This is a genomic window from Phreatobacter stygius (assembly GCF_005144885.1).
In the GTDB taxonomy this organism is placed as follows: domain Bacteria; phylum Pseudomonadota; class Alphaproteobacteria; order Rhizobiales; family Phreatobacteraceae; genus Phreatobacter; species Phreatobacter stygius.
This window is the reverse complement of the sequence record NZ_CP039690.1, coordinates 4092746-4111702: the sequence shown is the minus strand read 5'-3', so window position 1 is coordinate 4111702 and position 18957 is coordinate 4092746. Positions and strand designations below refer to the sequence as shown.

The window sequence follows — 18957 nt, the reverse complement described above, 5'->3', positions numbered from 1 at the left end:
TGAGGAGGACACAATGGATTTCGGCCTTTCGAACAAGAAAGCCCTGGTGCTGGCGTCGAGCCGGGGCCTGGGCCTGGGCATCGCCGAGGCGCTTGCCGCCGAAGGCGTGACCGTCATGCTGGTCGGCCGCACCGCCGACCGCATCAAGGCCAATGCCGAGCAGATCACCGCGCGCGGCAAGGGCAAGGCCTATGGCATTGCCGCCGATCTCGGTGCGCCCGGCGCGGTGGCGGAGATCGTGGCGATCGCCGAGAAGACCCTCGGCCAGATCGACATTCTGGTGAACAATACCGGCGGCCCGCCGGCCAAGCCGGCGACCGAGGTCGCCGATGATGAATGGCTCAAATATTTCAAGACCATGGTGGAACCGGTCTTCGCCATGACCGCGGCGCTTCTGCCCGGCATGCGCCAGCGCAAATGGGGCCGCGTCCTGACCGTCGCCTCGTCAGGCGTCGAGCAGCCGATCCCCAATCTCGCCCTGTCCAATGCCTTGCGCGCGTCGATCGTCGGCTGGTCGAAGACCCTGTCGGCCGAAGTCGCCAAGGACGGCGTGACGGTCAACATGATCCTGCCAGGCCGCATCGCCACCGACCGCATCAAGGAGCTCGATGCGGCGAATTCCCAACGCTCGGGCAAGTCGCTGGCCGATATCGAGGCGGCCTCGATCGCCACCATTCCCGCCGGCCGGCTCGGCTCGGCCGAGGAGTTCGGCTCGACCGCGGCCTTCCTCTGCTCGGAGCAGGCGGGCTACATCACGGGGTCGAAGATCCGCGTCGACGGCGGAGCCACCCGCAACGTCTGACGTCACGTCGGCGCGTGGGGCAAGACGCCGGGCGTGAAGCATTCGATATCGTTGTCACAGGCGAAACAGGAGGCTTGGCCATGTCGTTTTCTCCCACGCCCGACCCGGTGCTCGGCGACAAGCTCGCCTGCGACGCCATCGAAATGGTGATCGTGCCGCGCACCCACGATCTCGGCGGCTTCACCGTGCGGCGCGCGCTGCCCTTCGCCAAGCGCCGCATGGTCGGGCCGTTCATCTTCTTCGACCATATGGGGCCGGCGGTGTTCCGCGACGGCAACGGCATCGATGTCCGGCCGCACCCCCATATCGGACTTGCCACCGTCACCTATCTGTTCGCCGGCCAGATCCAGCATCGGGACAGTCTCGGCACCTATGTGCCGATCAATCCGGGCGAGGTGAACCTGATGACCGCCGGGCGCGGCATCGTGCATTCCGAACGCACCGATCCGGCGCTGAAAGCCAAGGGCCACGAGCTGCATGGCATCCAGAGCTGGCTCGCCCTGCCGCGCGATCAGGAAGAAGGCGCACCCGGTTTCGACCATGTCGACCGCGCGGCACTGCCGGTGATCGAAGCCGAAGGCAAGTCGATCCGCGTCGTGCTCGGCTCGCTCTATGGCAAGACCGCACCGGTGCCGACCACCTGGGACACGGTTTATGCCGACATCGTGCTGGAACCGGGCGCCAAGCTGCCGATCGATCCGGAGATCGAGGAACGCGCGATCTATGTCGTCTCCGGCGAGATCGACGTGCAGGGCGATATTTTCGGCGAGGGCAAGATGCTGGTGCTGCGCCCGGCCGACCGCATCACGCTGACCGCGGTCTCGGCCGCGCGGCTGATCCTGTGCGGCGGCGCGGTCATGGATGGCCCCCGCTTCATCTGGTGGAACTTCGTCTCATCCTCGAAGGAACGTATTGAGCAGGCCAAGGACAATTGGCGCCAGCGGCGTTTCGACGTCGTGCCGGGCGACGAGCAGGACTACATTCCGCTGCCGGACTAGACGTTCGCGCGGGTCGGCTTCTTCGTCCCGAAGCCGAAAATCTGGGCTTGCTCATGATTTAGCCATGCCTGCGCCAATCGGTCGCCCTGGCTCCATTGCATTGCACGCCTTAAGTCGGTGGTGTAACCCTCGACCCTTGGCGTGGGGTATCGTCCGCGCTGTGTTGGATCATCCTCGTCCTCGCATGGTTGCCGCGGCAAACGGCTTCCGACCCTTCCGGGCCATGCGCCAGCCGGTGAAATCGTGACAGATCGCCCAGCAACGCCTCTCCTCGACACCATCCGGATCCCCGAAGATCTGCGCAAGATCCCCGAATATCAGGTGAAGCAGGTCGCCGACGAATTGCGGGCGGAGACCATCGCGGCGGTTTCGGTCACCGGCGGCCATCTCGGCGCCGGTCTCGGCGTGGTCGAGCTGACCACTGCGTTGCATTATGTTTTCGACACCCCGCGTGACCGGGTGATCTGGGATGTCGGCCACCAGGCCTACCCGCACAAGATTCTGACCGGCCGGCGCGACCGTATCCGCACGCTGCGCCAGGCCAATGGCCTGTCGGGTTTCACCAAGCGGGCCGAAAGCGAATTCGACCCGTTCGGCGCCGCCCATTCGTCGACCTCGATCTCGGCCGGCCTCGGCATGGCGGTGGCGCGCGACCTGAAGGGCGCCAAGAACCACGTCATCGCGGTCATCGGCGACGGCGCCATGTCGGCCGGCATGGCCTATGAAGCGATGAACAATGCCGGCGCCCGCGGCGAGCGGCTGATCGTCATCCTGAACGACAACGACATGTCGATCGCCCCGCCGGTTGGCGCCATGTCGGCCTATCTGGCAAGGCTCGCCTCGGGCAAGACCTATCTGAAGCTGCGCGATATCGGCAAGCAACTGTCGAAGCGGCTCGGGGCCACCCTCGACCGCACGGTCACCCGCGCCGTCGAGCATGCCCGCGGCTTCGTCACCGGCGGCACTCTGTTCGAAGAGCTCGGCTTCTATTACGTCGGACCGATCGACGGGCACAATCTCGACCACCTGCTGCCGGTGCTCAAGAATGTCCGCGACGCCGATTTCGGCCCGATCCTGGTTCATGTCGTGACCCAGAAGGGCAAGGGTTATGCGCCGGCGGAAGAGACCGCCGACAAGCTTCACGCGGTGGCCAAGTTCGACGTGATCACCGGCACCCAGGTGAAGGCCAAGGCCAATGCGCCGTCCTACACGAAGGTGTTCGGCGAAAGCCTGATCAAGGAAGCCGCGAAGGACGACAAGATCATCGCGATCACCGCGGCCATGCCGACCGGCACCGGCCTCGACCTGTTCGAAAAGGCGTTTCCCGCCCGCACCTTCGACGTCGGCATCGCCGAACAGCATGCCGTGACTTTCGCCGCCGGACTTGCCAGCGAAGGCTTCAAGCCGTTCTGCGCGATCTATTCCACCTTCCTGCAGCGCGCCTATGACCAGGTCGTCCACGACGTGGCGATCCAGGGCTTGCCGGTGCGCTTCCCGATCGACCGCGCCGGCCTGGTCGGCGCCGACGGGCCGACCCATGCCGGCGCTTTCGACGTCGCCTATCTCGGCTGCCTGCCCGGCTTCGTGGTGATGGCGGCCAGCGACGAAGCCGAGCTGGTCCATATGGTGGCGACCGCGGCGGCTTATGACGAAGGCCCGATCGCGTTCCGCTATCCGCGCGGCGAGGGCGTGGGCGTCGACATGCCGGCGCACGGCGTGCCGCTCGAGATCGGCAAGGGCCGCATCGTCAAGGAGGGCACGCGGGTGGCGCTGCTGTCGTTCGGCACCCGGCTTGCCGAATGCCTGAGGGCAGCCGAAGAGCTCGGCGCGCTGGGTCTGTCCACGACGGTTGCCGATGCCCGCTTCGCCAAGCCGCTCGATGTCGACCTGGTGACCCGGCTCGCCCGCGATCACGAGGTGCTTGTCACCGTCGAGGAAGGTTCGATCGGCGGTTTCGGCTCCTATGTGCTGCATGCGCTGGCCGATGCCGGCCTGCTCGACGGCGGCTGCAAGGTGCGCCCGATGGTGCTGCCTGACGTCTATCTCGACCACGACAAGCCGGAAGCCATGTATGCCCGCGCCGGCCTCGACGCCCGCGGCATCGTGACCAAGGTGTTCGAGGCGCTCGGCCGCGACGCGCTTGATGTCCAGGCGGTGCCGGGCGCACTCAGCGCGTGAACGCCGCCGGCAAGCTGACCCCCGGCGAGGCGACAGGAGCTGCGCCGGCGACACCGGTGCACCAGGGTGCCAAACGCCGCGCCGATATCCTGCTGGTCGAGCGTGGCCTGTTCGAGAGCCGTGCCAAGGCGCAAGCCGCGATCGCCGCGGGCCTCGTCAGCGCCGACGGCCGGCCGGTCAAGAAGGCGTCCGACGAGATCGGCCTCACCGCCGCGCTGTCGGCCACCGCCGAGCACCCCTGGGTGTCGCGCGGCGGCGTCAAGCTTGCCCATGGGCTCGACGTTTTCGGCATCAGCCCGGAAGGCCGGGTCTGCCTCGACATCGGCGCCTCCACCGGCGGCTTCACCCAGGTGTTGCTGGAGCGTGGCGCAGCCCAAGTCACCGCGGTCGATACCGGGCGCGACCAGTTGCACAAGAGCCTGCGCGGCCGGCCTGATGTGACGGCGCTGGAGGCGACTGATATCCGCAATCTGGAGCCGCTCGATCCGATGCCGGATCTCGGCGTGGTCGATGTCAGTTTCATTTCGCTGACCCTGGTCCTGCCCGCCATCACGGCCCTGCTGGCGCCGTCAGCCGACCTGGTCGCGCTGATCAAGCCGCAATTCGAGGTTGGCCGTGGGCTGGTCGGCAAGAACGGCCTGGTGCGTGATGCCGCCGCGCGCGACGGTGCCGTCGAGAAGATCAAGACCGCCACCGCGGCGCTGGGCTGGACGGTCACAAGGGTGATCGACAGCCCGATCGCCGGCGGCGAAGGCAACCGGGAATTCCTCATGCATGCGTTGCGGGGCTCAAGGCCATGACCGAGCGGCTGACCATTTCGCATGTCGGCCACCGTGGCGATGGCGTTGCCGGCCACCGGTTCGTGCCGTTCACGCTGGCCGGCGAAGTGGTGGAAGTCGAAGGTCGTGATGAACGCGCCCTGCCCTCGGCCATCCTGGTGCCGAGCGCCGAGCGGATCCAGCCGGAATGCCGCTATTTCGGCAGCTGCGGCGGCTGCGCGCTGCAACATTGGGCGCCTGCCTCCTATCTCGCCTGGAAGCGCGACCTGGTGGCGGCGGCGCTGCGCCCGCACGGGCTGCAGGCCGATATCGCCGAGACCATCGACGCCCATGGCGCGGGCCGCCGACGGGTGACCTTTCACGCCCGGCGCGGCCAGGGAACGAACCTCGTCGTCGGCTTTGCCGCGGCGCGCAGCCACGCGCTCATCGCGATCGACGCCTGCCCGATCCTCGACCCGAAGCTCGACCGCGCTCTCGCCGCCGCCCGCGCCGTGGCCCGGGTGCTCGAATCCGCCACCAAACCGCTCGACATCCAGATCACCGCCACCGACAGTGGCCTCGACATGGAACTGCGCGGCGCCGGCAAGCTCAGCGAGCGCCAGCGCCTCGAACTCCTGGCCGCCGGCAATGCCCAGGGCCTGGCACGCCTGACCAATCACGGCGACCTGGTGATGCAGCGCGAGCCACCGTCGATCCAGATCGACGCGATCCGGGTGCAATTGCCGCCAGGCGTCTTCCTCCAGGCGACCACCAAGGGCGAAGAGGTGCTGTCGCGCCTGGTGCTCGACGGCGTCGGCAAGGCCAAGAAGGCCGCCGACCTGTTCTGCGGTGTCGGCCCCTTCGCACTCCGGCTGGCGACCCAGACCCGCGTCCATGCCGTCGACGCCGACGGGCAAGCGATCGCGGCGCTCGCCGCGGCGGTGCGCGGCGCTTCAGGCCTGAAACCGATCGTCGCCGAGACACGTGACCTGTTCCGCCGGCCGATGATGGCCGCCGACCTGAAGGGCCTGGACGCGGTGGTGTTCGATCCGCCGCGCGCCGGCGCCGAGACCCAGGCGAAGATCCTGGCCAAGGCCGATATCGGCCGCATCGTCGCGGTCTCCTGCAATCCCGCCACTTTCGCGCGCGATGCGGCGACCCTGATCGCCGGCGGCTGGAAACTCGAGACCGTCACGCCGGTCGACCAGTTCCGCTGGTCGGCCCATGTCGAGCTGGTCGCGACCTTTTCGCGTTAAGGCCCGGTCGCCGGGGCGGGAAGCGCGATGCCGCGCTGCACGGCGGGGCGTCCGGCGATGTCGGCATGCCAACGGGCGAGGTTTCCATATTCGTCGAAGCGGAAGCCGCAGATGTCGGCGATATGGGTCCAGCCGAAGGTGGCGATATCGGCGATCGAATAGTCGTCGCCGGCGAGATAGCGCCGGTCCGAGAGCCGCGCGTCGAGCGTTGCGAAGGCTTCAGCGGTCAGCCGGCGGTAGCGCGCGATCGCTATGGGCATCGGCGTCTTCTCGAACAGCTCGAAATGCACACGCTGGCCAAGGATCGGCCCGACGCTTGCGGCATGGAACTGCAGCCATTGGATCGCCTCCCAGCGGACCTTCTTCCCGGCTGGCAGCAGCCGCCCGGTCTTGTCGGCGAGGTAGAGCAGGATCGCCGCGGATTCAAACAGCGTGATGCCGGTGTCCGGGTCGGTGATGACGGGGATGCGGCCATGGGGGTTGAGCGCCAGGAAAGCGGGCTGGCGATGGTCGCCCGCGTCGATCCTGACGTGATGAATCGTGTAAGCTAGGCCCAGTTCCTCGAGCGCGATGGTTGCCTTGAAACCGTTGGGCGAAGTGTCGGTATAGAGCTGGATCATGACATCGCCTCGCTGGTGCGCGTGGCGAGCGCCGGTTCGCCGGGTTCGACCGGTTCGGAGGGCTGGTCGCTCAGCGTGAAGACGAGCAGTCCGGCCAGCATCGACAGGCTGAAGGCACCGATCCAGAGCCAGCCATAAGATCCGCCGGCGTCGAACAACAGCCCGCCGGCCAGCGCGCCGCCAAGCGCATGGCCACTCGAAATGAGGCCCATGGCGAGACCGAGCCGCCTGACGCCGAAATGGCTCGCCGCCAGGCCGACCGTGACCGGTATGGTCGAATAATCGACCAGGCCGAACAGCACGGCAAAGACATAGAGCAGCCGGATGTCCGGGGCGACATAGGCGAGCAGGATGAAGCTCGCGGCGCGCGCCAGATAGATCGCGGCAAGCAGCGTCGGCCGGTGCAGGCGATCGGACAGGAAGCCGGCGAGCACCATGCCGCCCAGGTTGACCGCGGAGAGCACGCCATAGGCGGTGGCGCTCGGCAGCGGCGGAAAGCCGCAGAACGCGGCATAGGGCAAGAGATGCGTCTCGATCACCCCCGTGGTGGTGAAGCCGCAGATCAGAAAGCTCCAGAACAGCACGTGGAAGGCTGGCACCCGCAAGAGCGCGGCAATACCGTCGAGCAGGGAGCCGTCCGGCTGCGAAGGCGCGCCGGGCGCGGACGACGGGCGCGGTCTCGGCAACAGGATGAGGGCACAGGCCGCCAGAACCAGCGCGAGGACGGCGAGTGCGCCGAAGCCGTAGCGCCAGCTTGCCGTCTGCATCAGGATCGCAACCGCCGGCACGACGAGCAACTGCCCGGCTGTCGCGCCCGACGTGCCGATGCCGGTCGCCAGCCCACGGCCGGCCTCGAAGCTCTTGGCGATGGCTGCCGCGACGATATTGGTGCCGACCGCGGTGAAGCCGGCCGCGGCAAACAGGCCGAAGCCGATCGCGAAGATCGCAAGCGATGACGTCAGCGAGACCAGGCCGGCGCCAATGGCAATGGCGACAAGCCCGCCCGACACGAGCAGGCGCGGGCCGCTCTGGTCGATGATCCTGCCGGCAAAAGGCGCCGCGCAGGCCATGACCAGCAAGGCCAGTGCGCCAACACCCGACAGCAGCGAGCGCGACCAGCCGAGCTCGGTTTCGATCACCGGCATCGCCAGCCCGAGCACCGCCCGCACGGAAAACGAAACGGCCAGGGCGGCGAAACCGACAACCACCAGAAGCCAGGGACCCGCGACCGTCGATTCACCCCGAGGGATCGGGCGAGAGCTTGAGTTTGGACTTGGCTGCATTGATCCGTCTCGCTATCTTGCAGGAGAATTGCTAAACTCTCTCCGGCGCATGAATAGCGCTTTAGCTCCGCTGCGATAAACGATCCATTCTGCTTTCAAAGTATAGGCAGGCTAAATTCTTATGGGCTCCGTCCTGCCATTGCTGGCGCTCCGCGCCTTTGCCGAAACCGGCCGGCACGGCAGCATCAAGCTCGCCGCCGACGCGATGGGCGTCACATCGGGCGCGGTCAGCCAGCAGATCCGCCAGTTGGAGGAACGCGTCGGCGTCGCGCTGTTCAGCCGGACGCGTTACGGCATGCTGCTCACCGAGGCCGGAGCCAAGATCCACCCGCCATTGCTGAGGGCCTTCGATCAGATCGCCCTGACGCTTGGCGCGCTCGAGACCATCAAGGCTCGCCAGACGCTGACCGTCACCACGGCTCCGTCCTTTGCCGCGTCTTGGCTGGTGCCGCGGCTCGGCCGGTTCAGCGACGAGCACCCGGAATTCGAAGTTCGTGTCGAGGCGACCAACCAACTGGTCAACCTCCGCGACGGCCGGGTCGATGTCGCGATCCGGCACGGACTCGGCCATTATCCCGGCCTCAACGCGATACCGCTGATGGCGCCTGAGCTGGTCCCGGTCGGCAGTGCGCGCCTGCTCGCCGGCGGGCCGCCGATCCATGACCCGGTGGATTGCCTGGCCTATCCGCTATTGCAGGACCGCGATCGCGCCGACTGGCCGCTGTGGCTGAAAGCGCTCGGTGTCGAAGGCGATCCGAGGGCCGAGCGCGGCCCGAGCTTCGACGATGATTTCCTGCTGATCCGCGCCGCCGAGGCCGGACAGGGCCTGGCGCTGGTCCGCGACATCTATGCCCATGACGAAATCGCCGCGGGCCGTCTCGTCCTGGCGCTCGACCGGTCCTGGCCGACCCAGTTCGCCTATTACATCGTCAGCTTGCCCGAGGTCGCCAATCGGCCTGTGGTCGCGGCCTTCAGCAACTGGCTGTTGCGCGAGGCACAAAAGCCGGACGGGTCGGGCGGCATTTAGGCCGATGGATCAGCGCGGCGCAGCGGCACGAACCAGCCGGTCGCGAATGGCCTCGCCGAGGCCCTCGTGCGGGATCGGCATGACCGCGATGCGGCCGGCGCCGGCGCTGTCGAGCTGGCGCAGATGACCGAAGAGATTGGCGGCCGCCTCGGCGAGATCGCCTGACGGCGACAGGTTCAGCATGACGGTCGCACCATCGGGAACCCGGGCGCCGAAGGCGAGCAAGGCTTCGCCCGGCTCGACCACCTGAGCGTCGAGCCTGACGCCGGCCTTCGGCGCGTAATGCGACGCGAGCATGCCCGGCGCGATGGTCTTTTCTTGACGGTGGACCGCCAGCGGCCGACCGATGACGGCCTCGATCGCAGCGCGCGACACACCGCCCGGACGGAGCAGGACGGTGACACCGTCGAGACAGGCGACAATGGTCGATTCCACCCCCACCTCGGTCGGACCGGCATCGACCACCGCATCGATCCGGCCGTCGAGATCGGCCAGCACATGATCGGCGTCGGTCGGGCTGACATGGCCTGACAGGTTGGCCGAAGGACCGGCAATCGGCCGGCCGGCGGCCTGGAGCAGCGCATGAGCCACCGGATGGTCGGGCACCCGAAGCCCCACCGTATCGAGGCCGGCGCGCGCCAGGTCGGAAATCGGACAGCCGGCCGCGACCGGCACGACCAGTGTCAAAGGTCCCGGCCAGAATGCCCTGGCGAGGTCTTCGGCGTGCTGGTCGAAACGGCCGAGCGCCAGGGCATCGGCAATTTCGGCAACATGCGCAATCAGCGGATTGAAGCTCGGTCGGCCCTTGGCTTCGTAGATGCCGGCGACCGCGCGGCCGTCGGTTGCATCGGCACCGAGGCCATAGACCGTCTCGGTCGGGAAGGCGACGAGGCCGCCGGCGCGCAACAGCCGGCCAGCTTCGGCAAGGCCGGTGGCATCGGGGCTGAGACGGCGGGTCGGGCGAGCGATCATGGCGCGGCGCTTAGCACGACCCGCGGCCAAGACCAAAATGCCGCAATCGGATTCTCTCGTCCGGTGGATGCATTCCGTTGACGTAAACGTCAGACACTCCTATCCCTCGTTCGGCCAGCCTCGCCATCGTGCCGTTGCACGACCGTGGGTGCTCCGCCATGGTGCGGGCATTCTCTCGGCCGGAGGCGTCTGGACCTTGGATCGGCCGTGCGGAGGAGCACCATGACTTATCGCGCGCCCGTCACCGATATCGCCAGCACGCTGAAACATGTCGCCGGCCTGGACCAGGCCCTGGCCGATGGCCTCTATGGCGAACTGACCGCGGATCTGGTCGACGCGGTGCTGGAAGAGGCCGGCAAATTCGCCGCCGAGCGGATCGCGCCGCTCAACACCGTCGGCGACAAGCTCGGCACGCCGTTCAAGGACGGCAAGGTGACCATGCCGCCGGGCTGGAAAGAGACTTATTCCGACTGGGCGGCGGCCGGCTGGAACGGCCTAATGGCCGATGCCGAATTCGGCGGCCAGGCCCTGCCCTGCGTCATCAATGCCGCTTGCCTGGAAATGTGGAACGCCGCCTGCAGTTCCTTCGGCCTCGGCCCGCTCTTGACGCAAGGCGCCATCGAGGCGATCGCGGCACATGCTTCCGATCAGCTCAAGACCATCTATCTGCCGAAGATGATCTCGGGCGAATGGACCGGCACGATGAACCTGACCGAACCCTCGGCGGGTTCGGACCTGGCGGCGCTGCGCACCAAGGCCGAACGGGCCGGCGACGGCACCTACCGGATCACCGGCAACAAGATCTTCATTACCTATGGCGAGCACGACCTGACCGAAAACATCGTGCATCTCGTGCTGGCGCGGCTGCCCGATGCGCCCGCCGGCACCAAGGGCATCTCGCTGTTCATCGTGCCGAAATTCCTGGTCAATGCCGACGGTTCGATCGGCCAACGCAACGACGTGCGCTGCCATTCGATCGAGCACAAGCTCGGCGTCCACGGTTCGCCGACCTGCACCATGGTCTATGGCGATGACGGCGGCGCCATCGGCTATCTGGTCGGCGAGGAGAATCGCGGCCTCGCGGCGATGTTCACCATGATGAACAATGCCCGGCTCGCGGTCGCCCTGCAGGGCGTGGCGATCGCCGAGCGGGCGACCCAGCAGGCCATGGCCTATGCCGCCGAACGGCGCCAAGGCCGCGCGCCCGGTTATGCCGGCGAGGGCATGAGCCCGATCATCCTGCACCCGGATGTCAAGCGCATGCTCTTGACCATGCGCGGCTATACCCAGGGCGCACGCGCCATCTGCTACATGCTGGCGGCCGAGATCGACCGGGCTCATCTCGGCAAGACCGAGGCCGAACGCCAGGCCGGCCAGGCCCGCGCCTCGCTGCTGACCCCGATCGCCAAGGCGTTTTCGACCGATATCGGCAACGAGGTGGCATCCCTCGGCGTGCAGGTCCATGGCGGCATGGGCTTCGTCGAGGAGACCGGCGCTGCCCAGCACATGCGCGACGCGCGCATCTTCGCGATCTACGAGGGCACCAACGGCATCCAGGCGATCGACCTGGTCACCCGCAAGGTCGCGCTCGAAGGCGGCGCTCTGGTCGCCGGCGAAATCAGCCGGATGCGTGTGGTGGCCGCCAAGGTGGCCGGCACCAATTCGGCCGATTTCGGCCGTACGGCGGCAAGGCTGACCGAGGCGATCGACAGCCTGGAGCGGGCAACCGGCCATCTGCTGGCGGCGCTGAAATCCAATCCGGCCGATGCGCTGGCCGGCGCCACACCCTATGCACGGCTGTTCGGGCTGGCGCTCGGCGGCACGGCGCTCGCCGAAAAGGCGCTGGCCCAGCGCGACAATGGCGCCGCGGAAGCGCTTGGCGCCGAGGCCACCGGCACCGCCCGGTTCTTCGCCGAGAACCTGGCGACCGCAGCGCCCGGCCTGGAGGTCAGCGTCACCTCCGGCGCCGACAGCATCAATGCAATTCAGCTGCAGCTCGCCGGCTGACCGATCAAGACGAAGCGCGGCCGAACCCGCCGCAGTGCCTGCCCCAAGGATCGCGCGAAGGACCGTTTGAAATGACCGACCACATCAGCATCACCAGGCATGACAAGGGTGTCGTGCTGGTTCGCATGAACCGGCTCGACAAGAAGAACGCGCTGACCGGCGACATGTACGACACGATGCGTGAGGTGATCGAGAACGCTGCCGCCCAGGGCACCCGCGCGGTGGTGTTCGCCGGCGGACCGGGCGTCTTCACCTCGGGCAATGACATCGGCGATTTCATCGCCCGTTCGGGCGGCGGCTCGGATGCGTCGCCGGCCTTCCAGTTCATCAAGGCCCTGGCGACCGTCGAAGTGCCGATGATCGCGGCGATCGATGGCATCGCGGTTGGGGTCGGCACCACCATGGTGCTGCATATGGACCTGGCCTATGCGAGCCCGCGAGCGCTGTTCCGCATGCCCTTCGTCGATCTCGGCCTGGTGCCGGAGGCCGCCTCGTCGCTGCTGCTGCCGCAGCTTGCCGGCCTGAAGAAGGCGACCGAATACCTGATGCTCGGCGAAGGCTTCGGCGCGGCGGAAGCCGTGCGCATCGGCATGATCAACGCCGAGCTGCCCGAAGCAGACGTCGAGGCCAAGGCGCTGGAGGCTGCAACCAAGCTCGCCTCCAAGCCGCCCCAGGCGCTGGCCCATACCCGCCGCCTGCTGCGCGGAGGTGCCGCGGCGCTGCGCGAGCGCATGGACGAGGAGGGCCGGCTGTTCAGCCAGCAATTGGCCTCGGACGAGGCCAAGCAGGCGTTCATGGCCTTCATGACCCGCAAATGAGCCAATAGGCGCAAGACCGGGCCGCGGCGCGCGTTAGAAACTTTCGTCAGCAAGGGAGGACATCATGACCCTCAAGGGCAAGACGCTTTTCATCACCGGCGCGTCGCGCGGCATCGGCCTCGCCATCGCGTTGCGGGCAGCGCGGGACGGCGCCAATATCGTGGTCGCCGCCAAGACCGAGACGGCCCATCCGAAACTGCCGGGCACGATCTATTCAGCTGCGGAAGAGCTCGAGGCCGCCGGCGGCGATGCGCTGCCCCTGGTGGTCGATGTCCGCGACGAGGAGAGCGTCGCGAGCGCCATGGCCAAGACCGTCGAGCGTTTCGGCGGCCTCGACATCGTCGTCAACAATGCCTCCGCGATCAATCTCGCGCCGGTCGAAAAGCTCGACATGAAGCGCTTTGACCTGATGCACCAGGTCAATGCCCGCGGCACCTATCTCGTCTCGAAATACGCCATTCCGCATTTGAAGACGAGCGCGGCAGCCGGCCGCAACCCGCATATCCTGGCGCTGTCGCCGCCGCTCGACATGAACGTCAAATGGTTCGCCGGATCGACCGGCTATTCGATGGCCAAGTTCGGCATGAGCCTGGTCATCCTCGGCCTGTCGGGCGAATTGAAGGGCGAGGTCGGCGTCAACGCGCTGTGGCCGCGCACCACCATCGCGACGTCGGCGGTCAAGAACCTGCTCGGCGGCGACAACCTGATGAGCATGAGCCGCTCGCCGGAGATTCTCGCCGACGCGGCCCATGTCATCTTCAACAAGCCGGCCAATTTCACCGGCCACTTCCTGATCGACGACACCTTCCTCGCCGGCGAAGGCGTCACAGATTTCGATCATTACCGTGTCGACCCGAGCCAGTCGCTGGCCCCCGACTTCTTCGTGCCGGAGGCGATCAAGCCGCCGGCGAGTGCCAGCTACGGCCCCTTGACGGCGAAACCCGCCAATCCCTGACGCCGGCGCCTTTACAAGTGGCGCGTTCGGGACCGTCATGGCCGGCGGATCCCGACGGAGGAACGCGTCATGAGCAAGACTGTGACAAGCATCGTCCTGGCCGCGGCGATGGCGCTGGTTCCGCCGGCCCTTGCCCAGGACCTCGCCCGCCCCAATCCGGTCCTGCGTGAGATCATCGAGGGGATGCCGCGCGGCGAGAAGCAGGAGGTCCACGTCATGACGGCGCACTTCCTGCCCGGCCAGAGCACGGTGTTCCACACCCACCGCTTTCCGGTCACCGTCTATATCATGGAGGGCAATTTCACCCTGGAACTGGAGGGCCGGCCGACCATAGTCGTCCGGGCCGGCCAGTCCTTCGTGGAGCCACCGCATGTCAAGATGACCGGCCATAACCGCAGCGCGACCGAGCCGCTGCGGTTGGTTGTCTTTTATGTCGGCGACCCTGGAACGCCGTTCCTCGATCCGGCCCACTGAGACGGGCGGAACATCGCCCTCAGGCGTCGAGCATCTCGGTCGACTTGATCTCGATGCCGAAGCCGCCGAGACCGACATAGTGACGGTTCCTGAAGGCGAGCAGCGAGATCGTGTGGACCCCGAGGTCGCGCAGGATCTGGGCGCCGAGACCGATCTCGCGCCACTGTTCGTCGCGCATCTTGGCCGAGCCGTGGCTCTCGTGAACATCGGGCTGCGGCGCGGAAGCCGCCAGCGACTGACTGGGCACGCCGGCCGTACCGTCGCGCAGGTAGATCAGCACGCCGCCTTTTTCGGCAAGCCGCTTCACCGCGCAATCGATCACCGGGTTCTTGCCGAAGACGTCGCGCAGCACGGTCTCGCGGTGCAGGCGGACCAGCGTCGGACCATTGTCCTCGACCTCGCCGAACACGATGGCGAGGTGCTCGACCTTGTCGTAAGGCGTGCGATAGGCGATGCCCCGCGCCGGCCCGTAAGGCGTCTCGATCGGGAATTCGCCGGCCCGCTCGACCAGCCGGTCGCGCGCCTGGCGGTATTTGATCAGGTCGGCGACCGAGACGGTCACGAGGCCGTGCTTCTCGGCGAAGGCCGCCACCTGCGGTCCGCGGGTGACCGTGCCGTCGTCATTGACCAGTTCACAGATGACGCCGACCGGCGGCAAGCCGGCGAGCTTGCAGAGATCCACCGCCGCCTCGGTATGGCCGGAGCGCATCAGCACTCCGCCATCCTTGGCGATCAGCGGGAAGATGTGGCCGGGGCGGACGAAATCGACCGCGCCGGCATTGGGATTGGCCAGCCCGCGCACCGTTGCGGTGCGGTCGTCGGCGGAAATGCCGGTTGTGGTGCCGTGACGATAGTCGACCGACACGGTGAAAGCGGTGCCGTGCGGGCTGTCGTTCGACGACACCATCGGATCGAGCCGGAGACGGCGTGCCTCCTCGACCGACAAGGGCGTGCAGACGATGCCCGAGGTGTGGCGGACGATGAAGGCCATCTGCTCCGGCGTGCAGAGCGACGCCGCGACGATCAGGTCGCCTTCGTTCTCGCGGTCGTCGTCATCGGTGACCACGACGATCTGGCCCTTGGCGAAGGCATCAAGGGCCGCCTTCACGCGCTCGGTGGCTTCCAGCATGGCTCTTTCCTCATCGCGTGGCCCTTTCAGGCCAATGAAATCATTGGGGGTGACGGCGCCGCCGGTCAGTCCGGCAATGCGCTCGGCCGTGTCGCGCGACATCCAGGGCGCCTCGCCATTGCACAGCGCGGTGATCGTGCCCGGCGAGACGCCGAGGCTTTTCGCGAAAGCAAGCCGGGTGATGCCGGCACGGGTGAGCCAGATGTCGAGCTTCATGAGGAGAAGATGGGCGTCGCAGGACTTTCAGTCAAACTGAAAATCAAAAATACCAGACCTGCATTTCAGCGAGGGTGAATATCACCCGTTCTGGCCGCGATGGCGCAGATAGTGGTCGGCGATGACGCAGGCAACCATCGCCTCGCCGACCGGCACGGCGCGAATGCCGACACAGGGGTCATGGCGGCCCTTGGTCAGGATGTCGGCCTCGGCGCCATGTTTGTCGATGGTCAGGCGGGGATTGAGGATCGACGAGGTCGGCTTGACCGCGAAGCGCGCGACGATCGGCTGGCCGGTCGAAATGCCGCCCAGGATGCCGCCGGCATTGTTGGCGAGGAACAGCGGCTTGCCGTCATTGCCCATGCGCATCTCGTCGGCGTTTTCTTCACCCGAGAGCGAGGCGGCGGCGAAACCCGCGCCGATCTCGACGCCCTTCACGGCATTGATGCCCATCAGGGCCGCGGCGATCTCGGCATCGAGCTTGGCATAGATCGGCGCGCCCAGGCCTGCCGGCACGCCTTCGGCGACGATTTCCAGCACGGCGCCGATCGACGAACCGGATTTGCGGATGCCGTCGAGATAGCTCTCGTAAAAGGCCGCCTTGTCCTTGTCCGGGCAGAAGAACGGGTTGTTGCCGATCTCGTCCCAGTCCCACTTGTCCCGGTCGATGGCATGCGGCCCCATCTGGACCAGCGCGCCACGGACGTCGAGGCCGGGCACGATCTTGCGCGCAATGGCGCCGGCGGCAACCCGCGCCGCGGTTTCGCGGGCCGACGAGCGACCGCCGCCGCGATAGTCGCGGATGCCGTATTTCATTTCATAGGTGAAATCGGCATGACCCGGACGGAACTTGTCCTTGATCTCGGAATAGTCCTTCGAGCGCTGGTCGGTGTTCTCGATCAACAGCGCGATCGGCGTGCCGGTGGTCACCTGGACACCGTCGTCATCGATCATCACGCCGGACAGGATCTTGACCTCGTCGGGCTCGCGGCGCTGGGTGGTGAAGCGCGACTGGCCCGGCCGGCGACGATCGAGATCGGCCTGGATGTCCTCCGCCGTGATCGGGATCCGCGGCGGGCAGCCATCGACCACGCAGCCAAGCGCCACCCCGTGGCTCTCGCCGAAGGTGGTGACGCGGAACAGGTGGCCGAAAGTGTTGTGCGACATGGCGGTTGGTTAGGCGCAAGCCCAGACAGGGTCAAGTGCCGGGTCAAGCGGGACGCGGCATCGGGCTTCATATCGACCGGCGATCCTGGCACCTCCGCTTCCGGCACCTGGGGCCAGCGCCGACGGCCGCGCGACCGAGTTCGCAGCCCACGCCCGGCGGCTCTGTCCTATTGCCGCGATGCGGAACGCGGTGACGAATGGTGATGCCCGATCATCCATCGGCCATCACGCCTGACGATGAGCATGGTGAAGCGCGACGGGCGCGGAACGTCTTTTTCCGCCGCTCGCGCAAAATTATAGAAGCCCGTGCCCAGGACCGCGTCCTCGCCCAGAACTATGGTGCGCCTTTCGACAATTGCGTTCTTGCGGCCGCTGCCCGGAAGATCCTGGAAATACGTCCGGATCTCCTCCGTTCCCTCCGAGATCATCGGACTTGTCGTGCCAAGGAGAATGGCATCCGGAGCATAGAGACCCACCAGCGCGTCACGATCATTGGCGCTGTAGGTCGCCACCCACCGGTCGATCACCGCATTGGCCTCCTCGGCGGGCCCGGCGCCGGCGGCCCCTCCGGCCAGGGCGAACGACAGGCACAAGGCATGGACAAACAGCTTCATGACCACCTCCTTCGTTTGAGACGTGGCCCAATGTACACCGAAGCGGCGGTCCGATGCCAAGCCGAGCTGAAAGCGCCGGCTGAACGAGAATCAGACGGGAATGGTGGTCTCCAGCCGGCCGCCGACCCTCAGCGGCGCGACCCTGGTCGCCAGGCCGTTGGCGCCGAGATCGACCAGGATGCCCGACAAGGTGGCAGGGCCGCTGGCCGGCTCGAACTTGCCGCCCGGGGTCTTCTCACGCATGCGGCGCAACGGCTCGGCCTTGTCCATGCCGATCACCGAATCGTAGTCGCCGCACATGCCGACATCGGTCATGAAGGCGGTGCCGCCCGGCAGGACCCGGTGGTCGGCGGTCGGCACATGGGTATGGGTGCCGACGACCAGCGAGGCGCGGCCGTCGAAGATGTGGCCGAAGGCCTGTTTCTCGCTGGTCGCCTCGGCGTGAATATCGATGACGACGGCATCGGCGACCCGGCCGAGAGGGGCTGCCTCGATCTCGCGCTCGACCGCCGCGAAGGGGTCGTCCATGGCATCCATGAACACCCGGCCCATGGCATTGACGACGAGCACATGCGCGCCCTTGCGGGTTTCGATCAGGGCGGCGCCGCGCCCCGGCGTGCCGGCGGGATAGTTGACCGGTCGCACCAGCCGCGGCGCCCGGTCGATGAAGACCAGCGCCTCGCGCTGGTCCCAGGAATGATTGCCGAGCGTCACGCAGTCGCCGCCGGCGTCCAGCAGTTCCTGGTAGATCGCCTCGGTGATGCCGAAGCCGTGGGCGGCGTTCTCGCCATTGATGACGACGCAGTCGATCTTCAGATCGGCGACGAGGCCGGGCAGCTTTTCGGTGACGACGACCCGGCCCGACTTGCCGACAACGTCGCCGAGGAACAAGAGGCGCATCACGGGGCCCTGAATCCGGTCTCGGTCAAAATGGCGTCGAGCCCGCGATCATGCGGCTCGGCTGGCACCACTTCGACTTCCTGGATGGAAAATGCAACCCCGATGGCCAGCCGGCGGCCGGTCTCGTCGAGCCGCGCCAGCGCCTTGTCGTAATGGCCCTTGCCATAACCGATACGGTGAAAGGCGCGATCGAAGGCGGAAAGCGGCGTCAGCAGGATGTCGGGTTCGACCTCCGGCGCGTCCAGGCCCGGGCCATAGGTGCCGAAACCCATCGGCACAAGGGGGGCGCCGCGCTCCAGCACCCGGAAGGTCATCGGCGCGGTCCTGTTGTCGAAGGCCGGCAGGGCAAGCCGCGCGCCGGCAATGCGAAGCCGGTCCATCAGCGGCCTGACGTCGATTTCCGACTGGATCGGCAGGAAGCCCGAAACAATTTTGCCGGCAACGGCAATCCGGTCGAGCGGGAAAAGCTCCGCGATCGCCAGCGCCGCCTCGATGCGCGCCTCGGGAGAGAGAGCGTCGCGGCGGCCGAGCGCCGCCTCGCGCAAGGCGGATTTGGACAAATGCAGCATCGGCCCGCGACGCGAGGATCCAAGAGAACAAGTAGAGCCGCTTCGCCGTTGAACGCTCGATCCCGGGAACCTACCTAAGTAGGTGGGCGCCATATATCCCAGTCCAGGGACCGGGTCAGGGACAGCTCCCGTTGAGATCGATAAGGCCCCGGGGAATTGTGGTCCTGACGGGCGTCGCAGCTCTGTCACGAAGATAGGCGCTCGCGGCGTGAAG

At 67.0% G+C, this 18957-nt stretch carries 18 protein-coding genes and 1 other RNA gene; 10 read left to right on the top strand and 9 right to left on the bottom strand.

What is annotated here, in order from left to right; all coding sequences use genetic code 11:
• Window positions 1-13: 13 nt before the first annotated feature.
• The 5 genes from E8M01_RS19320 to E8M01_RS19300 all read left to right on the top strand — a co-directional run bounded on the left by E8M01_RS19320 (window position 14) and on the right by E8M01_RS19300 (window position 5992).
• On the top strand, window positions 14-802 hold the full coding sequence (locus tag E8M01_RS19320) for an SDR family oxidoreductase (protein ID WP_136961614.1): 789 nt from the start codon (window positions 14-16) through the stop codon (window positions 800-802).
• A gap of 80 nt (window positions 803-882) precedes the next feature.
• Complete coding sequence (locus E8M01_RS19315) at window positions 883-1800, top strand: pirin family protein (protein ID WP_136961613.1); 918 nt, start codon at window positions 883-885, stop codon at window positions 1798-1800.
• 243 nt (window positions 1801-2043) lie between these two features.
• Window positions 2044-3978 (top strand): 1-deoxy-D-xylulose-5-phosphate synthase, encoded by a 1935-nt coding sequence (gene dxs / locus E8M01_RS19310; RefSeq protein WP_136961612.1) that lies wholly within the window; start codon window positions 2044-2046, stop codon window positions 3976-3978.
• Between the two features lie 56 nt (window positions 3979-4034).
• Window positions 4035-4778, top strand: a complete 744-nt coding sequence (locus tag E8M01_RS19305; protein WP_136964725.1) for a TlyA family RNA methyltransferase — start codon at window positions 4035-4037, stop codon at window positions 4776-4778.
• Window positions 4775-5992 (top strand): class I SAM-dependent RNA methyltransferase, encoded by a 1218-nt coding sequence (locus E8M01_RS19300; RefSeq protein WP_136961611.1) that lies wholly within the window; start codon window positions 4775-4777, stop codon window positions 5990-5992. Before E8M01_RS19305 ends, E8M01_RS19300 begins: the two co-directional genes overlap by 4 nt.
• Here the strand turns inward: E8M01_RS19300 and E8M01_RS19295 are convergent.
• Window positions 5989-6612 carry a glutathione S-transferase family protein gene (locus tag E8M01_RS19295; RefSeq protein WP_136961610.1) on the bottom strand — a complete coding sequence of 208 codons (624 nt, stop codon included), beginning with the start codon at window positions 6610-6612 and terminating at the stop codon, window positions 5989-5991. The genes E8M01_RS19300 and E8M01_RS19295 overlap by 4 nt on opposite strands.
• On the bottom strand, window positions 6609-7895 hold the full coding sequence (locus tag E8M01_RS19290; RefSeq protein ID WP_136961609.1) for an MFS transporter: 1287 nt from the start codon (window positions 7893-7895) through the stop codon (window positions 6609-6611). Before E8M01_RS19290 ends, E8M01_RS19295 begins: the two co-directional genes overlap by 4 nt.
• 121 nt (window positions 7896-8016) lie before the next feature.
• On the opposite strand from E8M01_RS19290, the gene E8M01_RS19285 reads away from it, so the two are divergent.
• Window positions 8017-8922 carry a LysR substrate-binding domain-containing protein gene (locus tag E8M01_RS19285; protein ID WP_136961608.1) on the top strand — a complete coding sequence of 302 codons (906 nt, stop codon included), beginning with the start codon at window positions 8017-8019 and terminating at the stop codon, window positions 8920-8922.
• Window positions 8923-8931: 9 nt separating this feature from the next.
• Here the strand turns inward: E8M01_RS19285 and E8M01_RS19280 are convergent, their stop codons facing one another.
• Window positions 8932-9894 (bottom strand): L-threonylcarbamoyladenylate synthase, encoded by a 963-nt coding sequence (locus E8M01_RS19280; RefSeq protein WP_136961607.1) that lies wholly within the window; start codon window positions 9892-9894, stop codon window positions 8932-8934.
• Window positions 9895-10116: 222 nt separating this feature from the next.
• Between E8M01_RS19280 and E8M01_RS19275 the strand changes: the two genes are divergently transcribed.
• From E8M01_RS19275 to E8M01_RS19260, 4 genes are all read left to right on the top strand, one after another.
• Window positions 10117-11901, top strand: coding sequence for an acyl-CoA dehydrogenase family protein (locus tag E8M01_RS19275; protein ID WP_136961606.1), 1785 nt, complete (start codon window positions 10117-10119; stop codon window positions 11899-11901).
• 71 nt (window positions 11902-11972) lie between these two features.
• Window positions 11973-12719, top strand: coding sequence for an enoyl-CoA hydratase-related protein (locus E8M01_RS19270; protein WP_136961605.1), 747 nt, complete (start codon window positions 11973-11975; stop codon window positions 12717-12719).
• Between the two features lie 64 nt (window positions 12720-12783).
• Window positions 12784-13674 (top strand): SDR family oxidoreductase, encoded by an 891-nt coding sequence (locus E8M01_RS19265; protein WP_136961604.1) that lies wholly within the window; start codon window positions 12784-12786, stop codon window positions 13672-13674.
• A 69-nt stretch (window positions 13675-13743) separates the two neighbouring features.
• Window positions 13744-14148, top strand: coding sequence for a cupin domain-containing protein (locus tag E8M01_RS19260; protein WP_136961603.1), 405 nt, complete (start codon window positions 13744-13746; stop codon window positions 14146-14148).
• Window positions 14149-14167: 19 nt separating this feature from the next.
• Here the strand turns inward: E8M01_RS19260 and ribB are convergent, their stop codons facing one another.
• From ribB to ssrS, 6 genes are all read right to left on the bottom strand, one after another.
• A complete protein-coding gene (ribB, locus tag E8M01_RS19255) occupies window positions 14168-15493 on the bottom strand; it encodes a 3,4-dihydroxy-2-butanone-4-phosphate synthase (RefSeq protein WP_136961602.1) in 1326 nt (441 codons plus the stop codon).
• 81 nt (window positions 15494-15574) lie between these two features.
• On the bottom strand, window positions 15575-16660 hold the full coding sequence (gene aroC, locus E8M01_RS19250; RefSeq protein WP_136961601.1) for a chorismate synthase: 1086 nt from the start codon (window positions 16658-16660) through the stop codon (window positions 15575-15577).
• A 167-nt stretch (window positions 16661-16827) separates the two neighbouring features.
• Window positions 16828-17274, bottom strand: a complete 447-nt coding sequence (locus tag E8M01_RS19245) for an SgcJ/EcaC family oxidoreductase (protein ID WP_136961600.1) — start codon at window positions 17272-17274, stop codon at window positions 16828-16830.
• Between the two features lie 90 nt (window positions 17275-17364).
• On the bottom strand, window positions 17365-18174 hold the full coding sequence (locus tag E8M01_RS19240) for a TIGR00282 family metallophosphoesterase (protein WP_136961599.1): 810 nt from the start codon (window positions 18172-18174) through the stop codon (window positions 17365-17367).
• Window positions 18174-18743 carry a 5-formyltetrahydrofolate cyclo-ligase gene (locus E8M01_RS19235; protein ID WP_136961598.1) on the bottom strand — a complete coding sequence of 190 codons (570 nt, stop codon included), beginning with the start codon at window positions 18741-18743 and terminating at the stop codon, window positions 18174-18176. Before E8M01_RS19235 ends, E8M01_RS19240 begins: the two co-directional genes overlap by 1 nt.
• Window positions 18744-18773: 30 nt before the next feature.
• Window positions 18774-18929: non-coding RNA, 6S RNA (gene ssrS, locus E8M01_RS19230), on the bottom strand.
• Window positions 18930-18957: the final 28 nt, after the last annotated feature.